We start from the raw sequence: 20,816 nt of genomic DNA, 5'->3' as shown, positions 1-20,816 counted from the left end.
CGGGCGGTCAGGGGGTGAGCAGGGTGGCGAGCTGGCGCTTCCAGGTGTGCAGCAGGGCGGCGCGGCGGGACGAGTCGTCGTTGAGCAGGTTGGCCACGCCGAGCCCACGGAGCAGGTCGAGGGTCGCCTGCACCGCCTCGCGTACGCCCGGACGGCGTTCGTCCACGTCGAGCAGCGCGACGGTGAGCCGGTGCATCTCGCGGCCGACCCGGGCCTCCAGCGGCACCAGGGCCTCGCGCAGCTCCCGGTCGGTGCGCGCGGCGACCCACAGTTCGAGGGCGGCGACGAAGAGCGGGCCGGTGAAGGCCGCGCCGAGCAGGTCGATCACCCGGTCGAGCCGCTGCGGGCCGGGCGGCAGCGCCTCGGCCTCGGTGCGCAGCTCCTCCGCCCGCCGCTCCGCGAGGTGGGCGACGGCGGCGGTGACCAGCGCGGCCTTGGTGGGGTAGTGGTGCAGCTGGGCGCCGCGCGAGACGCCGGCCCGGGCCGCGACGACGGTGGTGGTGGTGCCGGACCAGCCGTGCTCGACCAAGCACTCGACGGTCGCCTCCAGCAGCCGGGCCTGGGTGGCGCGGCTGCGTTCCTGCTGAGGGACGCGGGTCGATGCGGACATGGGGACAGCGTGCCGCTGCGGAAACAAACAGTCAAGACTGACTTTTTTTTGCGGTGCGGGTGACCCGGCCGCGTGCCTCGCCGGCTCCGCCGCCCTGCCCGCCACGCCGTCCCCGCCACCGCGATGCCTCGGCGTGCTCGGTGCCGGCCACGTAGCCGGCTGGCCGTGGACAGCGTGGCGGGCAGGGCGGCGAGAGACCTACGGGGCGCTGTCGAGCTGATGTCGTAGACGACTCATGCGCGACCGCGCCCCTCAAGGTGACCGCAGAGACGTGGCGCCGGATTCCACTGATGTCGTAGACGATTCAGTTCGACAGGGCGGTGGCCGGGTTCTTCCTCCGGTCTTTCCTCCGCGTCCCGTCAGGCGCATCGCCCGTCGCGCGCCCGCGTCCCGCGTCCCGCCCGCCCGCATCGCCCGTCGCGCCGCCCTCAGCGGCCGTCGCGCGGGGCGAAGACCGCGAGGGCCGTGGCGTCGCTGTGTCGGGAGCGCAGGTACTCGTCCGCCCAGTCGGCGGCGTCGGGAAAGCCCGACTCGGCCGCCACCCGGGCACAGGCGGCGTCCACGTCGAAGGGGGTACGCCGCAGGTCCACGCCGGGCCCGAGGAGCGCCCAGAAGGCGCCGGGGCCGCCGTAGGGCATCCCGATGCTGCCCGGGTTGACGATCAGTCGACGGTCGGCCAGCCGGGTGAACGGCATGTGGGTGTGCCCGCAGACCACCGTTCCCACCTCGGCGGGGACGTCGGCGAGCACCTCCGCCCAGCGTTCCATCCGGGAGTCGACGAGCACGACCTCCTCGTCGTCGCGGGGGGTGCCGTGGCAGAACAGCACCGGACCGAGGCCGGCGACCTCCAGGGTCACCGTCAGCGGCAGCGCCGCCAACCGGGCCACCTGGTCGTCACGGAGCTGCTCCGCCGCCCAGTTGGAGACGTCGACCGGGGACGGGCGGCCGGCGCGCGCCTCCACCAGCTCGCGGTCCGCGTTGCCCCGGACCCAGCAGGCCCGGTCGCCCAGGCCGGCGAGCACGTCCAGCACCTCGACCGGCTGCGGGCCGGCCGCGATGTCGCCGGTGAGCACGATCAGGTCGGCGGCGGCGACGTCCGGCTCGGTGAGCACGGCCTCCAGCGCCGGCAGCGCACCGTGGATGTCGGAGAGAACGGCGACCCGGTTCAGCATCGCTCCACGGTGCACACCGGCCCGTGCCGGAGTCCAGCGATTCTGCCCCGGGCAGACAGAGCCCGGGGCGGATCAGCCGGGTGCGTCAGACGCGGGCGCGGCGGGCCAGGCGCTCAGGGTCGAGGATGATGATGCTCTTGCCGTCCAGGCGCAGCCACCCACGCGAGGCGAAGTCGGCCAGCGCCTTGTTGACGGTCTCCCGGGAGGCGCCGACGAGCTGGGCGATCTCCTCCTGGGTGAGGTCGTGGGTCACCCGCAGCACGCCGCCGTCGCGGGTGCCGAAGCGGCCGGCCATCTGGAGCAGGTTCTTGGCGACGCGGCCGGGCACGTCCGTGAAGATCAGGTCGGCCAGCGAGTCGTTCGTCCGCCGCAGCCGGCGGGCGAGCACGCGGAGCAGCTGCTCGGCGATCTCCGGCCGGTTGTTCAGCCACGGGCGCAGGGCCTGCTTGCGCAGCCGCACCAGCCGGGTGTCGGTCACCGCGGTGGCGGTCGCCGTGCGGGGGCCGGGGTCGAAGAGCGACAGCTCGCCCACCATGTCCGACGGGCCCATCACCGCGATCAGGTTCTGCCGGCCGTCGGCAGCCCGCCGACCCACCTTGATCTTGCCGGACAGCAGGATGTAGAGACTGTCGCCGGGCTCGCCCTCGTTGAAGACGATCTCGCCCTTACGGACCTCGAGCGTCTCCATCTCCTTGGCGAGCGCCTCGGCAGCCTCCGGGTCGACGCCCTGGAAGATCCCGCTGCGGGCCAGTACCTCGTCCATCGCGCACCTCCGCCTGCGCGTGCCGTCCGTCGGCCGGGTCCGCCGTCCGCTGATCCCTCGCGCGTCGCCAGTCTAGGCGCACGTGAGCAGCAATCAGAGGTGCACCCCTGGAAACTTGATCGTTGGGCGTAACCTGCCGGGCCTGAACAAGCAGTAAAATCGCGCGCCCGTCCGGACGCCGATCCTGCCCCCGACACCCGGGTCGTAGGGTCACCACGTGCTGAGTGAACCCGTGCTGACCGCCCGCCAGGAGGACGGTCGGGACGTCCCGCTGCTGTTCTGGCGCGCCGACCGCCCGTTGCGCGCGGTCAGTTCCGCGCCGCTGGGCGGCGGGATCGGCGTCCGGCACTGGGTCGTCAACGCGACCGTGCCCATGTCGTACGACCGGGACGATCCCGCCGACCACCTGGCCGAACTGGCCGACCGGCTCGACCTCGACGGGCCCGGGGTGGGCCTGCTGACCGGGGTGGACGTCGCCGAGGTGGTCGCCCGCACGGACACCGGCGTGCGGGCCTGGGCGACGGTCGGCCTGGGCACCCCGGTCCGGGCGGCGGAGCCCGCCCCGGCGGCGCTGGCCCAGCGGGTCGGCACCGTCAACATCGTGGTGTACGTCCCGGCCCGGCTCGGCGACGCCGCCCTCGTCAACGCGGTGGCCACCGCCACCGAGGCGAAGGCGCAGGCGATCGCGGAACTGGGCGTGCCGGGCACCGGCACCCCGACGGACGCGGTCACCGTGCTCTGCCCGGTCGACGGCCCCGAGTCGGCGTACGGCGGACCGCGCTCCACCTGGGGCGCCCCGCTGGCCCGGGCCGTGCACGCCGCCGTGACGGCCGGCGGGGCGGGCACCGTGGTCCCGTGGTCGGACCGACTGGCGGGCTGAGACTCCGTCCGATCGGCCCTCGTTTCGGCGTTGCACACCCGATAAGGTCGCGCTCGATGTACGCTGCCGCCTCCTCTCCGCGTCGCCGGGCCGCACTCGCCCTCGGCGGACTCCTTGCCGTCCTGCTCACCGCTGGCTGCGGAGGTCCCGGGTCCGGGTCCGACGCGGTCTGGCAGCCCGGCGCGGGCGGCGGCAACACCGGCGCCCCGGTCCGCTCCGGCGAGCCCACAAGCACCGCACCGCCCGCCGGGCAGGCGATCTCGCTCTCGGCGACCGGCGACATCATCATGGGCAACGCGCCGAACCGGCTGCCCCCCAACGGCGGGAAGGGCTTCTTCGACTCGGTCGAGAAGGCGCTCGCCGCCGACCTGGTGATGGGCAACCTGGAGGAGCCGCTCACCGTCGACACCGGCACCGGTAAGTGCGGCCCGAACTCGACCCGCTGCTTCCAGTTCCGGGCCCCGCCGGAGTACGCCGCGCACCTGCGCGACGCGGGCTTCGACCTGCTCAACCAGGCCAACAACCACGGCTACGACTTCGGGCCGAAGGGCTACGAGAACACCCAGAAGGCGCTGGAGAAGCACGACCTCGCGCACACCGGGGCGCCCGACCAGATCACCGTGGTCGACGTCAAGGGGGTCAAGGTCGCGGTCGCCGGCTTCTCGTCGTACGTCTGGTCCAACAGCCTCACCGACATCGCCGCCGCGAAGAAGGTGATCACCAAGGCGGCCGGCATGGCCGACATCGTGGTGGTGCAGGTGCACATGGGCGGCGAGGGCTCCGAGAAGACGCGGGTGCGGCCCGGCACCGAGATGTTCCTCGGCGAGAACCGGGGCGACCCGGTCAAGTTCTCGAAGGCGATGATCGACGCCGGGGCGGACCTGATCGTCGGGCACGGCCCGCACGTGCTGCGCGGCATGGAGTTCTACAAGGGCCGGCTGATCGCGTACAGCCTGGGCAACTTCGCCGGCGGGGGCAACTCGCTGAGCAACGCCGGCCGACTCGGCTGGGGCGGGGTGCTCAAGGTGTCCCTGAAGCCGGACGGGAGCTGGGCCGGCGGCTCGTTCGTCTCCACGTACATGAACTCCATCGGCAAGCCGACCATGGACAAGGACGACCGCGGGCTGGGCCTGATGAAGCAGCTCACCAAGAGCGACTTCCCGGAGACCGGGGCCGACTTCGACGACTCGGGCGCGATCAGCGCGCCGCAGGGCGGCTGACGGGGCGGCACGGCGCGTGGACCCGGCCGACCGTCGGCCGGGCGACGTAGGCTGGCCGGCGTGACCACGAGTTCCTCCGGCTTCACCGAGACCGACCTCGGGCGCACCCGTCGCGCCCGGCGGATCGGCCGGACGCTGACCGACACCCACCCCGACGCGCACTGTGAACTGGACCACTCCAATGCCCTGGAGTTGGCCGTCGCGACGATCCTCTCCGCGCAGTGCACGGACAAGAAGGTCAACGAGGTCACCCCGAAGCTCTTCGCCCGCTACCCGAGCGCGGCCGACTACGCGGGGGCGGACCGGGCGGAGCTGGAGGAGCTGATCCGGCCCACCGGCTTCTACCGCAACAAGACCGACTCGCTGATCAAGCTCGGCCAGGCCCTCGTGGAGCGGTACGACAGCCGGGTCCCCGGCAAGCTCGCCGACCTGGTGACGCTGCCCGGGATCGGCCGCAAGACCGCCAACGTCATCCTCGGCAACGCCTTCGACGTCCCCGGGATCACCGTCGACACCCACTTCCAGCGGCTGGTCCAGCGCTGGCGGCTGACCGCCGAGACCGACCCCGTCAAGATCGAGCACGCGATCGGGGCGCTCTTCCCCCGGCGCGACTGGACCATGCTGTCGCACCGGATCATCTTCCACGGCCGGCGGGTCTGCCACGCCCGCAAGCCGGCCTGCGGGGCGTGCACCCTGGCGAAGCTGTGCCCGTCGTACGGCACCGGTCCGACCGAGTCGGCGGCGGCCGCGAAGCTGCTCAAGGGCCCCCGGGCCCGGGAACTGGCGGTGGCGGCCGGGGTCGACCCGGAGCTGGTGCCGGTCCAGGCCGTCGTGGCGGAGGCCCCGTGAGCGCGAGGAGTGAGCCGGTCTTGCGAGCCCCGCAGTCGCGAACCACGGTGAATCGATGAGCGCGAGGAGTGAGCCGGTCTCGCGAGCCCCGCAGCCGCGACCGATGAACCGCCGGCTCGTCGCCCTGCTCGTACCCGTGCTGCTGGCCGTCGCCGGGTGCACCGCCGGCGCCGAGGAGAAGGAGCCGGGCCCCACCGACCGGCAGAAGGCCGCCGCCAGCCGGCCGTCGCCCTTCCAGGACTGCTCCGCCCTCGGTACGCCGCGCGCGTCCGCCGCACCCGCCGCCCCGTCCGGGGGCGGGGGCCAGGCGCTGCCCGAGCTGACCCTGAACTGCTTCACCGGTGGCGCCCCGGTCGCCCTGCGGGACCTGCGCGGCCCGGCGGTGGTGAACGTCTGGGCCTCCTGGTGCCCGCCCTGCCGCAAGGAGTTGCCCGCCTTCCAGCGGCTCAGCGAGCGGGCCGCCGGCAAGCTCCAGGTGGTCGGGGTCAACAACCAGGACGGCCGCGAGGCGGCCCAGGCCATCGGCGAGGACTTCGGCGTCCGCTTCCCCGTCCTGGTCGACCAGGGTGAGCGCCTGAAGCGGGAGCTGAACCGCAAGGCCATCCCCCTGACCGTCTTCGTCGACGGGCAGGGCCGCATCCGGCACGTCGACTCCAGCGGCGCCCTCGACGACGCCCGGCTGGCGGACCTGGTCCGCCAGCACCTCGGCGTGACGGTGCCGGCATGAGCCGTCCGGCACGCGCGACGGGGCGCGGGGGTGCGGGCACGGGCCACCGGCGGGGCGCGGGAGTGTCGGCGTGAGTCGGCGTCCGCCGGGCTGGTTCGACCCGCTGCTGACCCGGCTCGGCAGCGCGCGCAGCGAGGACTTCACCCGGCTGGTCACCCCCGAGAGCGGGGGGCGGGAGAGCGCGGTGCTGGTGCTGCTCGGCGAGGAGCCCGGCGCCGGCCCGGACGTGCTGATCCTCCAGCGGGCGGCCACCCTGCGTAACCACGCCGGCCAGCCCGCCTTCCCCGGCGGCGCGGCCGACCCGGAGGACGCCGACGCCCGGGCGACCGCGCTGCGCGAGGCGAACGAGGAGGTCGGCCTCGACCCGACCAGCGTCACCGTCCTGGCCGAGCTGCCGAAGCTCTGGATCCCGGTCAGCGACTTCGTGGTCACCCCGGTGCTCGCCTGGTGGCACGCGCCGCACCCGGTGCATTCCCGGGAGCCGGCCGAGGTAGCGCACGTGGCCCGGCTGCCGGTGACCGAGCTGGTCGACCCGGCGAACCGGATGCGGGTCCGCCACCCGAGCGGCTGGATCGGCCCGGCCTTCTCGGCACGCGGGATGCTGGTCTGGGGCTTCACCGCCGGGGTGCTGGCCGCCCTGCTCGACATGGGCGGCTGGGCTCGGCCGTGGCCCCGCGACCGGGTCGTGGACCTGCCGCCGACCGGGGCCACCCCGGCGCCCTCGGCCGGCACCGACGCGGTCGACGAGACCCCGGTGCGCTGACCGGACGGTCACCTTCCGCAAGCGATGGTCATCTCGCGAGCCCGGTGCCCGTACGCTTGACGCGTGTCCGCCGTGGATCTCGTACTGCTGCTGCTCATGCTCGTGTTCGCGATCAGCGGATACCGCCAGGGCTTCGTCATCGGGGTGTTGTCGTTCTCCGGCTTCTTCCTGGGCGCGTTGGTGGGCCTCCAGGTGGGGCCGCTGCTGGCACAGCAGTTCGTCGACAGCGGCACCCGGGTGCTGATCTCCCTGGTGGCGATCTTCGGGCTGGCGGTGGTCGGCCAGGCGCTCGCCGGCTGGCTCGGTTCGCACCTGCGCAAGACGATCACCAGTGACGTCGCCAAGCGGGTCGACGACGTCGGCGGGGCGTTCGTCTCGCTCTTCGCCGTGCTGCTGGTCGCCTGGCTCGTAGCGGTGCCGCTCGGCTCGTCGTCGCTGCCCTGGCTGGCCTCGTCGGTGCGCAACAGCGCGCTGCTCACGGTGGTCGACCGGGTCCTGCCCGACCAGGCGCAGCAGCTCTCCACGGCGCTGCGGGACACCGTCGACACCAACGGCTTCCCCGACGTCTTCGGCGACCTGGCACCCACCCGGGCGCGGCAGGTGTCCCCGCCCGACCCGGCGCTCGCCGGCTCCCAGGTGGTGGTCAACAGCCAGCGTTCGGTGGTCAAGGTGCTCGGCTCCGCACCGAGCTGCTCGCGCCGGATCGAGGGCTCCGGCTTCGTCTACGCCGACGACCGGGTGATGACCAACGCCCACGTCGTCGCCGGGACCCGGTCCACCGTCGTCGAGCTGAACGGCGACCGGTACGACAGCAAGGTGGTCGTCTACGACCCCGACCGGGACCTGGCCGTGCTGCACGTGCCCGGGCTGCCCGGCCCGTCGATGCGGTTCGCCGCCGGCAACGCGGGCAGCGGTGCGGACGCGATCGTGCTGGGCTTCCCGCTCGACGGGCCGTACAACGCGCAGTCGGCGCGGATCCGGGACGTCGACCGGATCACCGGGCCGGACATCTACTCCGCCGGCAACGTGACCCGGGAGGTCTACACCATCCGGGCGCTCGTGCAGAGCGGCAACTCCGGCGGCCCACTGGTCTCCTCGAACGGGCTGGTGCTCGGGGTGATCTTCGCGGCGGTGGCAGACGACCCGAACACCGGCTTCGCGGTGACCGCGGCCGAGGCCCGTCCCGTCGCCCTCGCCGGCGCCGAGCGCACCCGCGCCGTCGGCACCGGCGAGTGCACCTGACCGGTCAGCTTCCCGTACCCGCCGCCGGCCCGTGACCGGTGGGCGGCGCCGGGCGGCCCGGCGGGTCGGCCCGCCAGACGGTGAGGGCGGCGGCGGTCGCGGCCACCACGGCCGCGCCGAGCAGCCAGCCGGCCAGCACGTCGCTGGTCCAGTGCACGCCGAGGGCCACCCGGCTGAACCCGGTCACCAGGGCGAGCAGCAGGGCGGCCGTCCACACCACCCGGCGCCCGGCCGGCCGGGCGTACGGGAGGAACACCACCAGCAGCACCCCGGCGGCGAGGGCGGCGTTGAGCGCGTGCCCGGACGGGAAGGCCAGGCCGGGCGCCTCGGCCACCGGATCCGGCAGGTCCGGCCGGGGCCGGCCGACGAGCAGCTTGAGCAGCGGGCTGAGCAGGCCGCCGACCGTCATGGTGACGGCCACCCAGATTGCCAGCTGCCGGGCACCCCGGCGGACCAGCCAGAGGACCAGGACGAGGGCGCCGACGCGCAGCGGCATCGGGGCGAACACGTCGGTCCAGAGGGTCATCAGGCGTACCCACGCCGGGTGGTCGGCGGCGTAGCCGACCAGCGCGTCGGTGACCGCCGTGTCCAGCCGGCGCAGCGGGGACCAGTCTCCCAGGACCAGGACGGCCAGCAGCGTGAACGGCACCGCCACCAGGAACGCGGCCGTCGCGGCGAGGGTCAGCCGCAGCCCCCGGGCGTGGTCCGGGTGCAGGCGGCGGCCCCGCCACGAGGAGCGCGGCGGGGCGGCGAGGGTACGCGGGCCGGACGGGCTCATGACAGTGGTCCTACCCGGGACGTGGCCCGGTCAGACCCGATCGGGGGCGGCCACCCGGGGCCGGTTGCCCGTGCGGGGCGACGGCGGCGCCTCCCGGCAGGGCGACGACGACCGGGCCGGCCGCTCAGCGCGCCGGTGGGCGACGCCACGTCCCGGTGGTGCGCCGGGGCGAGGCCAGCGGGGTCCACTGGCGGAACCGGCGCACCATCAACGCCGCCCCGGTCAGCAGGGCGACGAAGAACGCGGCTCCGGTCCACAACTGCTCCGGCGTGGTCTCCTCCTGCGCGCCCGCCGGCTGTGCCGCCCACCGGGACTGCTGGCGCGGCACCGTGAAGCCGCGCGGGTCGCCGCCGACCCCCGCGACGTCGGGCTGCGTCGCCCCCGGGGCCGGGCCGAACCCGACCACGCCCGGCGAGGACTCGTCGTCCAGCGGGTTGCGGCCCACCGGGCTCACCTCGGCGTCCAGCGCGGCGACCGGGTCGACCATGCCGTACCCGAACCGGTCGTCCCGGCCGGTGGGGCCGATGTCGCGGGCGGTGGCGAGCAGCCGGTTGACGACGTCGCCGGCGGACATCTCCGGGTAGCGGGCCCGCACCAGCGCGGCGGTCGCGGCGACCAGCGGCGCCGCGAAGCTGGTGCCCTGCACCCGCCAGTAGCCGCCCGGCCGGGCCCCGACCAGGCCGGTCGCGGGGGCGGTGAGCACGGTGGCCCGTCCGGTGATCGAACCGGACCAGAGGTTGTCGCTGTCGCGCTCCGACCCGGCGACCGCGATGACGCCCGGCTCGCGGGCCGGGTACCAGACCTTCGCGTTGGACGAGTTGCCCAGGTTGCCGGTGCAGGCGACCACGACGACGTCCCGGGCGAAGGCGTAGTCGAGCGCCGCCGCCAGGGCGGGGCTGTCGCCGCTGCCGCCGAGGGACAGGTTGATCACGCGGGCGCCGTTGTCGACGGCCCAGCGCACGCCCTTCGCGACGATCAGGGCGTCGTCGTAGCGGTTCTCGGCGTCGAGGACGCGCACCGGGAGGATCCGGGCGTCCGGCGCCAGGCCGACAGCCCCCCGCGCGTCGTCGTTGCGGCCGGCGATCAGCCCGGCCACGGTGGTGCCGTGGCCGACCGGATCGGGGCCGCCGACGGCGCCCCGGGGCGCGACCAGGTCGAGGCCGGGCAGCACCTGGCCGGCCAGGTCGGGGTGGGCGGCGTCCACGCCGGAGTCGATCACCGCGACGGTGACCCCCCGCCCGGTCGAGCTGCGCCAGGCGGTCTTCGCCTGCAACACGTCGAGCTGCCACTGCTCGTCGCGGACCTGGTCGGGGCGGTTCTTGCTGTCGGGCGCCGCGAGCGCCACCGGGACGACGGCGGCCGGCGGGTGGAGGACCTGCCGGGCGGCGGGCTGCGGAGGGGCGGCGTCGGCCGCCGTGACCGGACCCGCGACCGACACGACGGCGGCCGCCAGACCGAGCAACGTACGTCCGGCGATCCGCCGAGCCGCTGGCGGACAGCTGTGCCGCACGGTCGTCACATCCTCAGGCATTCATCGCGACGCAAACATGACGATCGGAGATTACCGGTTCCTCGCCGCCTTGCGGGGCGTTCCCGGGACACCGGTCACGGCGGCGGCAGATGCGCCAACTGGACGAGGCGTACGCCCTCGCGCCGAGTGACCAGCCGGCCGCGCCCCGGGGGCAGCGGACCGGGCCGGACCGGACCGACCAGCGCCCCCTCCTCCGGGCTGCCCGCCATCACCAGCCCCGAGGTGGAGAGCTCCCGCAGGCGCTGCACGAGCGGCTCGTACTGGGCCCGTCCGGCGCCGCCCGAGCGACGGGCGAGCACCAGGTGCAGCCCGACGTCCCGGGCGTGCGGCAGGTGCTCCTCCAGGGCGCGCAGCGGGTTGGACGGCCCGCCGGCGACCAGGTCGTAGTCGTCGACCAGCACGAACAGCTCCGGCCCGGACCACCACGACCGCTGCCGCAGCTGCGCGGGCGTGACGTCGGGCCCGGGCACCCGCCCCGCCATGTAGCCGGCGGCGGACTCGACCAGGTCGGTGGTGTGCGCCGCGGCGGAGCCGTAGCCGATCAGGTGCGGCGACGCCGACTCGGTCAGGTCCACCAGGCTGCGGCGGTAGTCGACCAGGATGACCCGGGCCTGCTCCGGGGTGAACCGGGTCATGATCGAGGTGGCCAGCGCGCGCAGGAACGACGACTTGCCGCACTCGGCGTCGCCGAAGACCACGAAGTGCGGCTCGGTGCCGAAGTCCAGCACCACCGGGCGCAGGTCCGCCTCGGCGATCCCCACCGGGATGCCCAGGCCGGTGGCGACGGCCAGGTCCAGCTCGGCGTACGGGAGCACCGGCGGGAGCAGCCGCACCGGGGGCGCGACCGGGCCGGCCCAGCCCCCGGCGGACTGCGTGACCAGATCCGCGGTGTCCCCGCCCGAGGCGGCGAGCTGCGGCAGCGCGGTGAGGAAGTGCAGGCTCTCCGCCGTGACGCCCCGGCCGGGGGTCTTCTCCGGCACGTTCGCCGCAGCCCGGCGGGCCACCAGCGAGTCGGCCGGGTCGCCGAGGCGCAGCTCCAGCCGGGAACCGAAGAGGTCCCGGATCGCCGGCCGGAAGTCCAGCCAACGCACCGCCGTCGCCACCACGTGCACCCCGTACGACAGCCCCCGGGTGGCCAGGTCGGTGATGAGGGGCTCCAGGTCGTCGTACTCGCCGCGCAGGGTGGCCCAGCCGTCCACCACCAGGAACACGTCGCCGAACGGGTCGGCCCCGGGCTGGCCGGTGCCGGCGAGCGCGGCCCGGCGCTGCCGCCAGGCGACCATCGACTCCACGCCCAGCTCGGCGAAGCGCTGTTCCCGGTCGACCAGCAGGGTCGCGATCTCGCCGACCGTACGCCGGACGGCCGTCGGGTCGGCGCGGCCGGTGACCCCGCCGACGTGCGGCAGGTCGCGCAGCGCGGCCAGCCCACCGCCGCCGAAGTCGAGGCAGTAGACCTGCACCTCGGCCGGGGTGTGGGTGAGCGCCAGGGCGCAGATCAGCGTGCGCAGCGCGGTCGACTTGCCGCTCTGCGGGCCGCCGACCACCGCGACGTGGCCGGCGGCGCCGTCCAGCGCCAGCCAGAGCGCGTCGCGGCGCTGCTCGAAGGGCCTGTCGACGACCGCGACCGGCACCTGGAGCGCGCCGTGCAGCTCCGGGTTGCCGAAGGTCAGACCGCGCGTCGGGTCCACGCCGACCGGCCCCAGCAGCTCGTCCAGCGCGGGCGCCCGGCCGAGCGGGGGCAGCCAGACCTGGTGGGCGGGCGGCCCCTGCCCGGCGAGCCGGTCGACCATCAGCTCCAGCAGGCTCTCCGTGCCGCCCTCGTCGGCCGTCGCGGGCAGGGCGGGCGGCCCGACCGGCTCCGGCTTGGGCACGAGGTGGGTGGAGAAGGCGAGCAGGCGCGGGGCCCCGGTGCCACCCGCGCCGGGCGCCGCACCGCGCCGGCGCAGCGCCCCCGAGACGTACGCGGCCTTGAACCGCACCAGCGGCTCGGTGCCGAAGCGCAGGTAGCCGTGGCCGGGGGAGCGGGGCAGCTCGTGCGCGTCCGGCACCCCGAGCACCGTGCGGGACTCCAGCGCCGAGAAGGTCCGCAGCCCGATCCGGTACGACAGGTGGGTGTCGAGCCCGCGCAGCCGCCCCTCCTCCAGCCGCTGCGAGGCCAGCAGCAGGTGCACGCCGAGCGACCGGCCCAGCCGGCCGATCTGCACGAACAGGTCGATGAAGTCGGGCTTGGCCGAGAGCAGCTCGGAGAACTCGTCGCAGATCAGCAGCAGCGACGGCAGCGGGGCGAGCGGGGTGCCGGCGGCCCGGGCCCGCTCGTAGTCGCGCAGGCTCGCGAAGTTGCCGGCCCGGCGCAGCAGCTCCTGGCGGCGGACCAGCTCGCCGTTGATGGCGTCGACCATCCGGTCGACCAGCGGCAGCGCGTCGGCCAGGTTGGTGATCACCGCGGCGGTGTGCGGCAGCCGGTCGAACGAGGCGAAGGTCGCGCCGCCCTTGAAGTCGATCAGTACGAAGTTGAGCTGCTCCGAGCTGTGCGTGGCGGCCAGCCCGAGCACCAGCGTGCGCAGCAGCTCGGACTTGCCGGAGCCGGTCGCCCCGATCAGCAGGCCGTGCGGCCCCATCCCGTCCTGCGCCGACTCCTTCAGGTCCAGCTCGATGGCGCCGCCGTCGGTGCCCACCCCGATCGGCACCCGCAGCCGCTCCCGGGCGGACCGGGGCGCCCACCCCTGCTCGGCGGTGAAGCTCTCCGGGTCGCCGAGACCGAGCAGCTCGGGCAGGCCCAGCTCCGCGCCCGGCGGGGCGTCGGGGCCGCGTGCCGCCGTGGCCAGCCGCAGCGGGGCCAGGCGCCGGGCGACGGCCTCCGCGTCGACGAGGTCCAGCCGGTCCGCCGTACCGACCTCGGCGTGCCCGTCGGCGGAGTGGGAGTGCAGCCGGCCCCCGCGCAGCTCCAGCAGCAGCGCGAACCGGTCCAGCAGGCGCGGCGGCGGGGTGTCCAGGTCGATGATCGTGACCGCGTCGATGCCGCCGTCGCCGGTCAGGTCGGTGGCTCCGGTCAGGTCGCCCCCGTCGAGCACCACCACCACGTGCGGGCCGTCGGTGGCCGGGCCGGCGGGGCTGAACCGGGACCGGCTGGCCAGCACCTCGTCCAGCAGCCCCTCCAGCTCGGCCCCCGCGCTGGTGACCAGCCGGACCGGGCCGAGCGCGTCGGTGCGGGTGGGGTGGTGGGCGTGCGGCAGCCACTTGACCCACTCCCAGGCGGCCCGCCGCTCCGGCCCGGCGCAGACGGCGACGAGCAGCTCGTCCGGGGCGTGGAAGACCGCGAGCTGGGCGAGCATCGCCCGGGCCAGCGCCTGGGCGGCGGTTCCGTCGGCGTCGTCGGCCGGGCCGGCGGCCCGTACGAAGACCCGGGCGAAGCTGCGCAGCGAGAGCGCCACCGGCAGGTCGGGCACCACGGAGTACGCGTCCAGGAACCGGCGCAGCGAGCCGGCGGTCATCGGTTCCAGCTCCTCCAGCGGACGGGTGACCGGGGGAACCAGCGGGGTGGCGAGGGTCTGCGGGCCGACGGCGACCCGGACCACCGCGAAGTCCGGGTCGGTGGGACGGCGTTCCCAGACCCGGTGGCTGTCGACGGTCGACCAGAGCCGGCCGGGATCCGGGTGCCGGTAGTAGAGCCCGGCGCGCTGCTGCCCGGCGGTCTGCCGGACCCGGCGCCGCAGCACGGTCAGGTGCCGCAGGTAGTCCCGCCGGGCGGCCATCATCTCCGACTTCTTCGGCGTGCCGGAGGCGCTGCCCCACGAGGTCACCAGCATGGCCAGCGAGGAGAGCCCGAACATCCCGCCGACCACGTACGAGTAGGCGCCCCCGCCGCGGCCGAACATCATCGCCATCGCCACGGTGCCGCCGAGCATGGGCAGCACCATGAGCAGCTGCTGCCAGCGCCCGCCGGCGACGGCGGGGATCTCCGGCGGCGCGTCCACCGGCAGCTCACCCACCGGAATCTCCGGCGCCGGTCGGCGGGGCGGCCGCTTGATGACGACAGTGGACACTCGACCTCCTGACAGCGCTCGGTAACCCGAGCCTGGCTCATGGTAGGTAAAGTCCTGTCGTCCGCGCAGCCACCAACCCCGCCGAACATGGAGATCAGTCGATGACGATCGGGCTGGCCCGGGTCACCATCAGCGCCCCCCAGCGGCGGGTCGACGTCGCACTGCCCGAGCAGGTGCCCCTGGCCGAGCTGCTGCCCGAGGTGTTGCGGCACGCCGGCGAGGGGCTCGCCGACGACGGCGAGCGGCACGGCGGCTGGGTGCTGCGGCGCACCGACGGCGCGGTGCTGACCACCGCCCAGGCCCTGCTGCCGCAGGGGGTCCGCGACGGCGAGGTGCTGCATCTCGTACCGGCCCACGCGCAGTGGCCCGAGCTGGAGTACGACGACGTGGTCGAGGCGATCGCCGACGGCGCCCGGCGGCGCGGCGGGGCGTGGTCACCCGCCGCCACCCGGGCCGCCGCCCTGGCCGGGGCCGCCGTACCGCTGGCCGTCGGGCTGCTCGCCGTGACGGCCGGCGGGCCGGCGTACGGGTCGGCCTGGCCGGCCGCCGCCGTGGTGGCGCTCCTGCTCACCCTCGCCGGGGTGGTGGCGTCCCGTGCCCACGCGGACGGGGCCGCCGGCGCGACCCTGGGCGGCTACGCCCTGCCCTACGCGGCGGCGGCGGGCGCCCTGGCGGTCAGCTCCGGCGATCCGGTCGGGCCGGTCCCGGGGCTGCGCTGGATCGGCGCGCCCGAGCTGCTCGCCGGGTCGGTGGCGCTGCTGCTGGTGGCGGTGCTCGGGCTGGTCGGCGTCGCCACCCGGCTGCGGGTCTTCGTGGCGGGCGCCACCGCCGGGTTCGTGGGCGCCCTGGCGGCCCTCGGTGGACTGCTGCTCAGCCCGGCCGGCACGGCGGCGGTCCTGCTCTGCGTGCTGGTCTTCGCCGTGGGGGCGGTGCCGCTGCTGGCCATCCGGCTGGGGAAGGTGCCGCTGCCCCCGATCACCCTGCCCACCGGGGAGCCGGGCGACGCCGACCGGGTCCGCGACCTGCCGGACCGGGACCGGGTCTACGCGGCGGTGGCGCGCACCGAGGAGATGCTCACCGGGATGCTGCTCGGGCACGCCGTGCTGGCGGTCGCCGCCGCGGTGGTGCTGGGCCTCTCCGGCGGGACGGCCGGCCGGCTGCTGGTGGCGGTGGCCGCGGCCGTGCTGCTGCTCCGCTCCCGGCTGTTCGTGTCCCTGCGCCACCGGGTGCCGACCGTCGTCGCCGGCCTCGCCGGGTACGCCGTGCTGGGCGCCGTGCTCGTCGGGCACTCCGGCCCGACCGGCCGACTGGCGCTGGTCGTCGGCGGGCTGGCGCTGGCCCTCGTGGCGGTGGTCGCCGGCACCACGTACGCCCGCCGCCCGGTCTCCCCGTACGTCGGCCGGATCGCCGACCTGACCGACACCGCCCTGGTGGTGTCGGTGGTGCCCGTCGCCTGCGCGGTGCTCGACCTGTACGAACGGGCCCGGGGGCTGCTCGGCTGAGCGGCCCCCGGGCCCGTTCGGTGGTCAGTGCCGGGTCAGTGCGCGGACTCGCCGCGCGCCTCGGCGTCCCGGGCGCGCTGGTACGACGCCACGATCTCCGCCTCGGCCTCGATCCGCCCCACCCACGTGGCGCCCTCGACCGACTTGCCGGGCTCCAGGTCCTTGTAGACCTCGAAGAAGTGCTGGATCTCCAGCCGGTCGAACTCGCCGAGGTGGTGGATGTCGCGCAGGTGCTCCTGGCGCGGGTCCTCGTAGGGCACGCAGAGGACCTTGTCGTCGCCGCCCTTCTCGTCCGTCATCCGGAACATGCCGATGGTGCGGCACCGGATCAGGCAGCCCGGGAAGGTGGGCTCGGGGACCAGCACGAGCGCGTCCAGCGGGTCGCCGTCCTCGCCCAGTGTCCCCTCGATGAAGCCGTAGTCGGCCGGGTACTGCGTGGAGGTGAAGAGGGTACGGTCCAGCCGGATCCGGCCGGTCGCGTGGTCGACCTCGTACTTGTTGCGGTGACCCTTGGGGATCTCAACCGTCACGTCGAAATCCATCTGCACGCTCCCTCGTTTGCCCACGCTGGCCAACGGAAACCAGCGGCACGCCGCTCCCGCACAGGTGAATGCCCACCCGCGGGCTCCGGCCGCCGCATAGTGTTCGGACCGAAGTAGTGTCACCCAAGCAGATTTTCACGGGGCGAGGAGGGGGCCGTGGGGAGGGAAGATTCACACTACCGTCCGGATGCCGACGCTGGACGGGGTACCGGGGGATCTGCTTCCGGCGAGGCGACCGGGCGGTTCCCGGTGCCCGACGCCTACCTTCCCCACCCGCCCGCGTCCCCGGGCGACCCTGCCCTGACGCCGGTCCCGTCCCCGGGCAACGACGCCCCAGCCGGTCCCGACGCCGCGACCGGTCCCGGCGCTCCGGCCGGTCCCGGCGCTCCGGCCGGTCCCGGCGGCCAGTCCGGCGCAACGGGCCCGATGGGCCCGACCGGCGCGGCCGGCCCGGCTCCCTCGTCGGGCTCGACCGACCTCTGGGCCGCCGCCGCGAACCGACCCGCTGGCGGGCCATCCGGTCCCGGCGGCCCGGGCGACCCCGCCGCGTCACCCGCGCCGGCCTCCCGCCGCCGGACCCTGCCCGTCGTGCTGGCCGCGGTGCTCGTGCTGGTGCTGGCCGCCGTCGGGATCGCCGTGGTCCGTCCGGGACCGGTGGCGGACTGGCTGGGCACCGAGCCCGCCGACCGGGGGGCCGCCGAGACGGCGGCGGAACCGGCGCCCGTGGCGGTGCTGGCCGGCACGGACGCGAACGCCCCGATGCCCACCCCCGAGGGCGTACGCGCCGCGCTCGCCCCGCTCGTCGGCGTGCCCGCCCTCGGCGACCGGGTCCACGTCTCGGTGGCCGACGTGACCACCGGCCAGCCGCTCTTCGGCCGGGGCGAGGACGACGGCACGGTGCCCGCCTCGGTGACCAAGCTGGTCACCGGGGTCACGGTGCTCGCCGCGCGCGGCCCGGCGTACCGCATCCCGACCCGGGCGGTGGCCGGTGCGACCCCGGGCGAGGTGGTGATCGTCGGCGGCGGCGACCCCACGCTGGCGGTCGACAAGAACGGCTTCTACCCGGGCGCGGCCCGGCTGGACGACCTCGCCGGCCAGGTGCGTGACGCCCTCGGCGGCACGAAGCCGACGAAGGTGACGGTCGACTCGTCGCTGTACTCCGGTCCGCTCTTCGAGCCGGGCTGGGACGACGACATCCCCACCGGCGGCTACGGCGGGGCGATCACGGCGCTGATGACCGACGGGGCCCGCAGCGACGTGACCCGCGCGAAGAAGGACGACGCGGCCGGCAACCACTGGGCCGAGCGGGTGTCCCAGCCCGACCTCGCGGCCGGCAGGGCCCTCGCCAGGCTGCTCGGCGTGCCGGCCGGCGCGGTCGCCCGCGGCACCGCCCCCGCCGGCTCCACCCCCGCAGCCGACGCGGGCGCCACCCCCGCAGCCGCCCCGGGGCCCGGCGCGGAGCTGGGCAGAGTGGAGTCGCTGCCGATGGTCCGGCTGGTCGACATCATGATCAGCGACAGCGACAACATCGTCGCCGAGGCGCTGGCCCGGCAGGTCGCGTTGGCCCGCAACCAGCCCGCCTCGTTCGCCGGCGCCGGGGCGGCGATGGACGCCGTGGCCGGGGAGCTCGGCCTGCCGGCCGACGAACTCACCCTCGCCGACGGCAGTGGCCTGTCGCGCAGCAACCGGATCAGCCCCTCGCTGCTCACCGACCTGATCGCGCTCGCCGGCGACGGCAGCCGCCCCGAGCTGGCCGCCATCTTCGGCGGCCTGCCCGTCGCCGACTGGTCCGGCACCCTCGCCGACCGCTACGAGACGGCGGCGACGAAGGCCGGTGCCGGGGTGGTCCGGGCCAAGACCGGGACGTTGACCAAGGTGCACGCCGTCGCCGGCCTGGTCAGCACGGCCGACGGGCGGCTGCTCACCTTCGCCGTGCTCACCGACGCGGTGCCCCCCGACGGGCTGACGGCCGCCCGGGGAGCGCTGGACCGGATCGGCGCCGCCCTGGCCGGCTGCGGCTGCCGCTGACCGCCGTCGGGCGGGACGGGCATCGACCGCCGGGCGCGAGCCCGGGCCGGGGTGTCGCGGCGCGGGTACGGTGGGGTGCATGGCGCAGTTCGTGGACTGGGATCTGGCCGCCGCTACCGCGGGGGCGCTGAGCAAGTCGGGCCCCCGGGTGTCGTACACCGAGGCCACCGACGTGGTCAGTGACCTGCGGCGGTTGACCGACGAGGCGGCGGGGCACGTCGCGGACTACACGGGCCTCCGCTCGCAGGTGTCGCACCCGCCGGTGCGGGTGGTGGACCGGCGGGACTGGGCGGCGACCAACATCGCCGGGCTGCGCGAGGTGATCACCCCCCTGGTGGGCCGGCTCACCAAGGACAAGCAGCCGGGCGCGCTGACCGAGGCGATCGGCTCCCGGGTCACCGGCGTGCAGGCCGGCACCGTGCTGGCCTACCTCTCCGGCCGGGTCCTCGGCCAGTACGAGGTCTTCTCCGCCGACCCGGGGCAGCTGCTGCTGGTCGCGCCGAACATCGTCGAGGTGGAGCGCAAGCTCGGGGCCGACCCGCGCGACTTCCGGCTCTGGGTCTGCCTGCACGAGGTGACCCACCGCACCCAGTTCACCGCCGTGCCGTGGATGCGGGCGTACTTCCTCAGCGAGGTGCAGGCATTCGTGGACGCGTCGTCCAGCGGCGGCGAGCACCTGCTGGAGCGGCTGCGCCGGGGCGTGGCCACGCTCTCGGACGCGGTGAAGGACCCGGAGAGCCGCACCAGCGTGCTGGACATCGTCCAGACCCCGGGGCAGCGGGCCGTGCTGGACCGGCTCACCGCGCTGATGACCCTGCTGGAGGGGCACGCCGAGTTCGTCATGGACGGCGTCGGCCCGCAGGTCGTCCCGAGCGTGGATCAGATCCGGGCGGCGTTCAACCGGCGCCGGGAGGCCGGCAACCCGCTGGAGAAGGCCATCCGCCGGCTGCTCGGCATCGAGGTCAAGATGCGCCAGTACGCCGAGGGCCGCAAGTTCGTGCACGGCGTCGTCGACCGGGTCGGCATGGCGGGCTTCAACAAGATCTTCGACTCGCCGCTCACCCTGCCCCGGCTGGAGGAGCTCGGCGACCCGGACGCCTGGGTGGCGCGGGTGCACGGGCCGGTCGGCCCGGCCCCGACCGCCGGCTGACCGTACGCCCGTGGCCGCGCTCGCCCCGCCGGTGGCCGCGATCCGGGTCGCGGTCCGCCGGGCGCTGGCCGACCTGCCGCCCGGGGGGCCGGTGCTGGTCGCCTGCTCCGGCGGCGCGGACTCGCTCGCGCTGGCCGCCGCCACCGCGTTCGTGGCGCCCCGGCTGGGTCGCGCCGCCGGCCTGGTGACGGTCGACCACGGCCTCCAGGAGGGCTCGGCGCGGCGGGCCGCGGCGGTGGTGACCTGGGCCCGCGAGGTCGGCCTGGCCCCGGTCGAGTCGGTGCGGGTGGAGGTGGCCGGGCGACCGGGCGGGCCCGAGGCGGCCGCCCGGGAGGCGCGCTACCTGGCGCTCGCCGAGGTGGCCGGCCGGCTCGAGGCGGGGGCCCTGCTCACCGGGCACACCCGCGACGACCAGGCGGAAACCGTGCTGCTCGCGCTCGCCCGGGGCGCCGGCCCGCGCGGGCTGGCCGGGATGCCCGCCCGGCGGGACCTCGACGGGGTGCCGCTGCTGCGCCCGCTGCTGGAGGTCGGCCGGGAGCAGACCCGCACGGCGTGCGCGGTGCTCGGGTTGAACCCCTGGGAGGACCCGCACAACGCCGACCCGTCGTACGCCCGGGCCCGGGTCCGGGCCGACCTGCTGCCCGCCCTGGTCCGCGCGCTCGGGCCGGGGGTGCTGGACAACCTGGCCCGAACCGCCCGGCTGGTGGCGGCGGACAACGCCGTCCTCGACGAGTTGGCTGACGCCGCGCTGGTCGACGTCCGCCATCCCGACGGCGGGCTCGCGGTGCGGGCGCTGGCCGAGCTCCCGCCGGCGGTACGCGGCCGGGTGCTGCACGCCTGGGCCCGGGAGTTGGGCGCCCCGCCCGCCGCCCTGTCGCACCGGCACGTGACCGCGCTGGACACGCTGGTCACCGGCTGGCGGGGGCAGGGGGCGGCGCACCTGCCGGGCGGGCTGCGGGTGCTGCGCCGCGACGGCCGGCTCGCCGCCATCGGTGCCCGCTGATCCGCTCCGCCGG

General features: G+C 75.6%; 17 protein-coding genes. 10 read left to right on the top strand and 7 right to left on the bottom strand.

Features of this window, described 5'->3' with window-relative positions:
- Positions 1-7: 7 nt before the first annotated feature.
- The 3 genes from ACPXCB_RS28010 to ACPXCB_RS28000 all read right to left on the bottom strand — a co-directional run bounded on the left by ACPXCB_RS28010 (position 8) and on the right by ACPXCB_RS28000 (position 2,545).
- Positions 8-610 carry a TetR/AcrR family transcriptional regulator gene (locus ACPXCB_RS28010; protein WP_327029854.1) on the bottom strand — a complete coding sequence of 201 codons (603 nt, stop codon included), beginning with the start codon at positions 608-610 and terminating at the stop codon, positions 8-10.
- A 428-nt stretch (positions 611-1,038) separates the two neighbouring features.
- On the bottom strand, positions 1,039-1,782 hold the full coding sequence (locus ACPXCB_RS28005) for a metallophosphoesterase family protein (protein ID WP_425878808.1): 744 nt from the start codon (positions 1,780-1,782) through the stop codon (positions 1,039-1,041).
- 85 nt (positions 1,783-1,867) lie between these two features.
- Positions 1,868-2,545 (bottom strand): Crp/Fnr family transcriptional regulator, encoded by a 678-nt coding sequence (locus tag ACPXCB_RS28000; RefSeq protein WP_089003062.1) that lies wholly within the window; start codon positions 2,543-2,545, stop codon positions 1,868-1,870.
- A 217-nt stretch (positions 2,546-2,762) separates the two neighbouring features.
- On the opposite strand from ACPXCB_RS28000, the gene ACPXCB_RS27995 reads away from it, so the two are divergent.
- The 6 genes from ACPXCB_RS27995 to ACPXCB_RS27970 all read left to right on the top strand — a co-directional run bounded on the left by ACPXCB_RS27995 (position 2,763) and on the right by ACPXCB_RS27970 (position 8,226).
- Positions 2,763-3,425, top strand: coding sequence for an adenosylcobinamide amidohydrolase (locus ACPXCB_RS27995; protein WP_425854726.1), 663 nt, complete (start codon positions 2,763-2,765; stop codon positions 3,423-3,425).
- Between the two features lie 56 nt (positions 3,426-3,481).
- Positions 3,482-4,645 (top strand): CapA family protein, encoded by a 1,164-nt coding sequence (locus ACPXCB_RS27990; RefSeq protein ID WP_425878806.1) that lies wholly within the window; start codon positions 3,482-3,484, stop codon positions 4,643-4,645.
- Positions 4,646-4,705: 60 nt separating this feature from the next.
- The gene (nth, locus tag ACPXCB_RS27985) at positions 4,706-5,494 is read left to right on the top strand and encodes an endonuclease III (protein WP_425878804.1); all 789 of its coding nucleotides are present in this window, start codon (positions 4,706-4,708) and stop codon (positions 5,492-5,494) included.
- Between the two features lie 103 nt (positions 5,495-5,597).
- Positions 5,598-6,221, top strand: a complete 624-nt coding sequence (locus ACPXCB_RS27980) for a TlpA family protein disulfide reductase (protein WP_425878841.1) — start codon at positions 5,598-5,600, stop codon at positions 6,219-6,221.
- 70 nt (positions 6,222-6,291) lie between these two features.
- On the top strand, positions 6,292-6,984 hold the full coding sequence (locus ACPXCB_RS27975; protein WP_425878802.1) for an NUDIX hydrolase: 693 nt from the start codon (positions 6,292-6,294) through the stop codon (positions 6,982-6,984).
- 63 nt (positions 6,985-7,047) lie between these two features.
- Positions 7,048-8,226 (top strand): MarP family serine protease, encoded by a 1,179-nt coding sequence (locus ACPXCB_RS27970; protein WP_425878801.1) that lies wholly within the window; start codon positions 7,048-7,050, stop codon positions 8,224-8,226.
- Between the two features lie 4 nt (positions 8,227-8,230).
- Here ACPXCB_RS27970 and ACPXCB_RS27965 read toward each other — a convergent pair whose 3' ends face one another.
- The 3 genes from ACPXCB_RS27965 to eccCa all read right to left on the bottom strand — a co-directional run bounded on the left by ACPXCB_RS27965 (position 8,231) and on the right by eccCa (position 14,578).
- On the bottom strand, positions 8,231-9,004 hold the full coding sequence (locus ACPXCB_RS27965; protein WP_425878799.1) for a phosphatase PAP2 family protein: 774 nt from the start codon (positions 9,002-9,004) through the stop codon (positions 8,231-8,233).
- 124 nt (positions 9,005-9,128) lie between these two features.
- A complete protein-coding gene (gene mycP / locus ACPXCB_RS27960; protein ID WP_425878797.1) occupies positions 9,129-10,535 on the bottom strand; it encodes a type VII secretion-associated serine protease mycosin in 1,407 nt (468 codons plus the stop codon).
- A 74-nt stretch (positions 10,536-10,609) separates the two neighbouring features.
- Positions 10,610-14,578, bottom strand: coding sequence for a type VII secretion protein EccCa (gene eccCa / locus ACPXCB_RS27955; protein WP_425878795.1), 3,969 nt, complete (start codon positions 14,576-14,578; stop codon positions 10,610-10,612).
- Between the two features lie 101 nt (positions 14,579-14,679).
- On the opposite strand from eccCa, the gene eccD reads away from it, so the two are divergent.
- Entirely contained in the window at positions 14,680-16,080 is a 1,401-nt protein-coding gene (gene eccD, locus ACPXCB_RS27950; RefSeq protein ID WP_425878793.1) for a type VII secretion integral membrane protein EccD, read from the top strand.
- A 35-nt stretch (positions 16,081-16,115) separates the two neighbouring features.
- Here eccD and ACPXCB_RS27945 read toward each other — a convergent pair whose 3' ends face one another.
- Positions 16,116-16,622 carry an inorganic diphosphatase gene (locus ACPXCB_RS27945; RefSeq protein WP_091634882.1) on the bottom strand — a complete coding sequence of 169 codons (507 nt, stop codon included), beginning with the start codon at positions 16,620-16,622 and terminating at the stop codon, positions 16,116-16,118.
- Between the two features lie 426 nt (positions 16,623-17,048).
- On the opposite strand from ACPXCB_RS27945, the gene dacB reads away from it, so the two are divergent.
- The 3 genes from dacB (at position 17,049) to tilS (ending at position 20,803) form a co-directional block, all read left to right on the top strand.
- Positions 17,049-18,650 carry a D-alanyl-D-alanine carboxypeptidase/D-alanyl-D-alanine endopeptidase gene (gene dacB, locus ACPXCB_RS27940; protein WP_425878791.1) on the top strand — a complete coding sequence of 534 codons (1,602 nt, stop codon included), beginning with the start codon at positions 17,049-17,051 and terminating at the stop codon, positions 18,648-18,650.
- Between the two features lie 79 nt (positions 18,651-18,729).
- Entirely contained in the window at positions 18,730-19,800 is a 1,071-nt protein-coding gene (locus ACPXCB_RS27935) for a zinc-dependent metalloprotease (protein WP_425878790.1), read from the top strand.
- Between the two features lie 10 nt (positions 19,801-19,810).
- Complete coding sequence (gene tilS, locus ACPXCB_RS27930) at positions 19,811-20,803, top strand: tRNA lysidine(34) synthetase TilS (protein WP_425878788.1); 993 nt, start codon at positions 19,811-19,813, stop codon at positions 20,801-20,803.
- Positions 20,804-20,816: the final 13 nt, after the last annotated feature.

The organism is Micromonospora sp. DT62, from assembly GCF_049847285.1.
GTDB classification, from domain to species: Bacteria; Actinomycetota; Actinomycetes; order Mycobacteriales; family Micromonosporaceae; genus Micromonospora; species Micromonospora reichwaldensis.
Note: the sequence above shows the minus strand (reverse complement) of the source record. Positions and strands in the feature narration are given on the sequence as shown.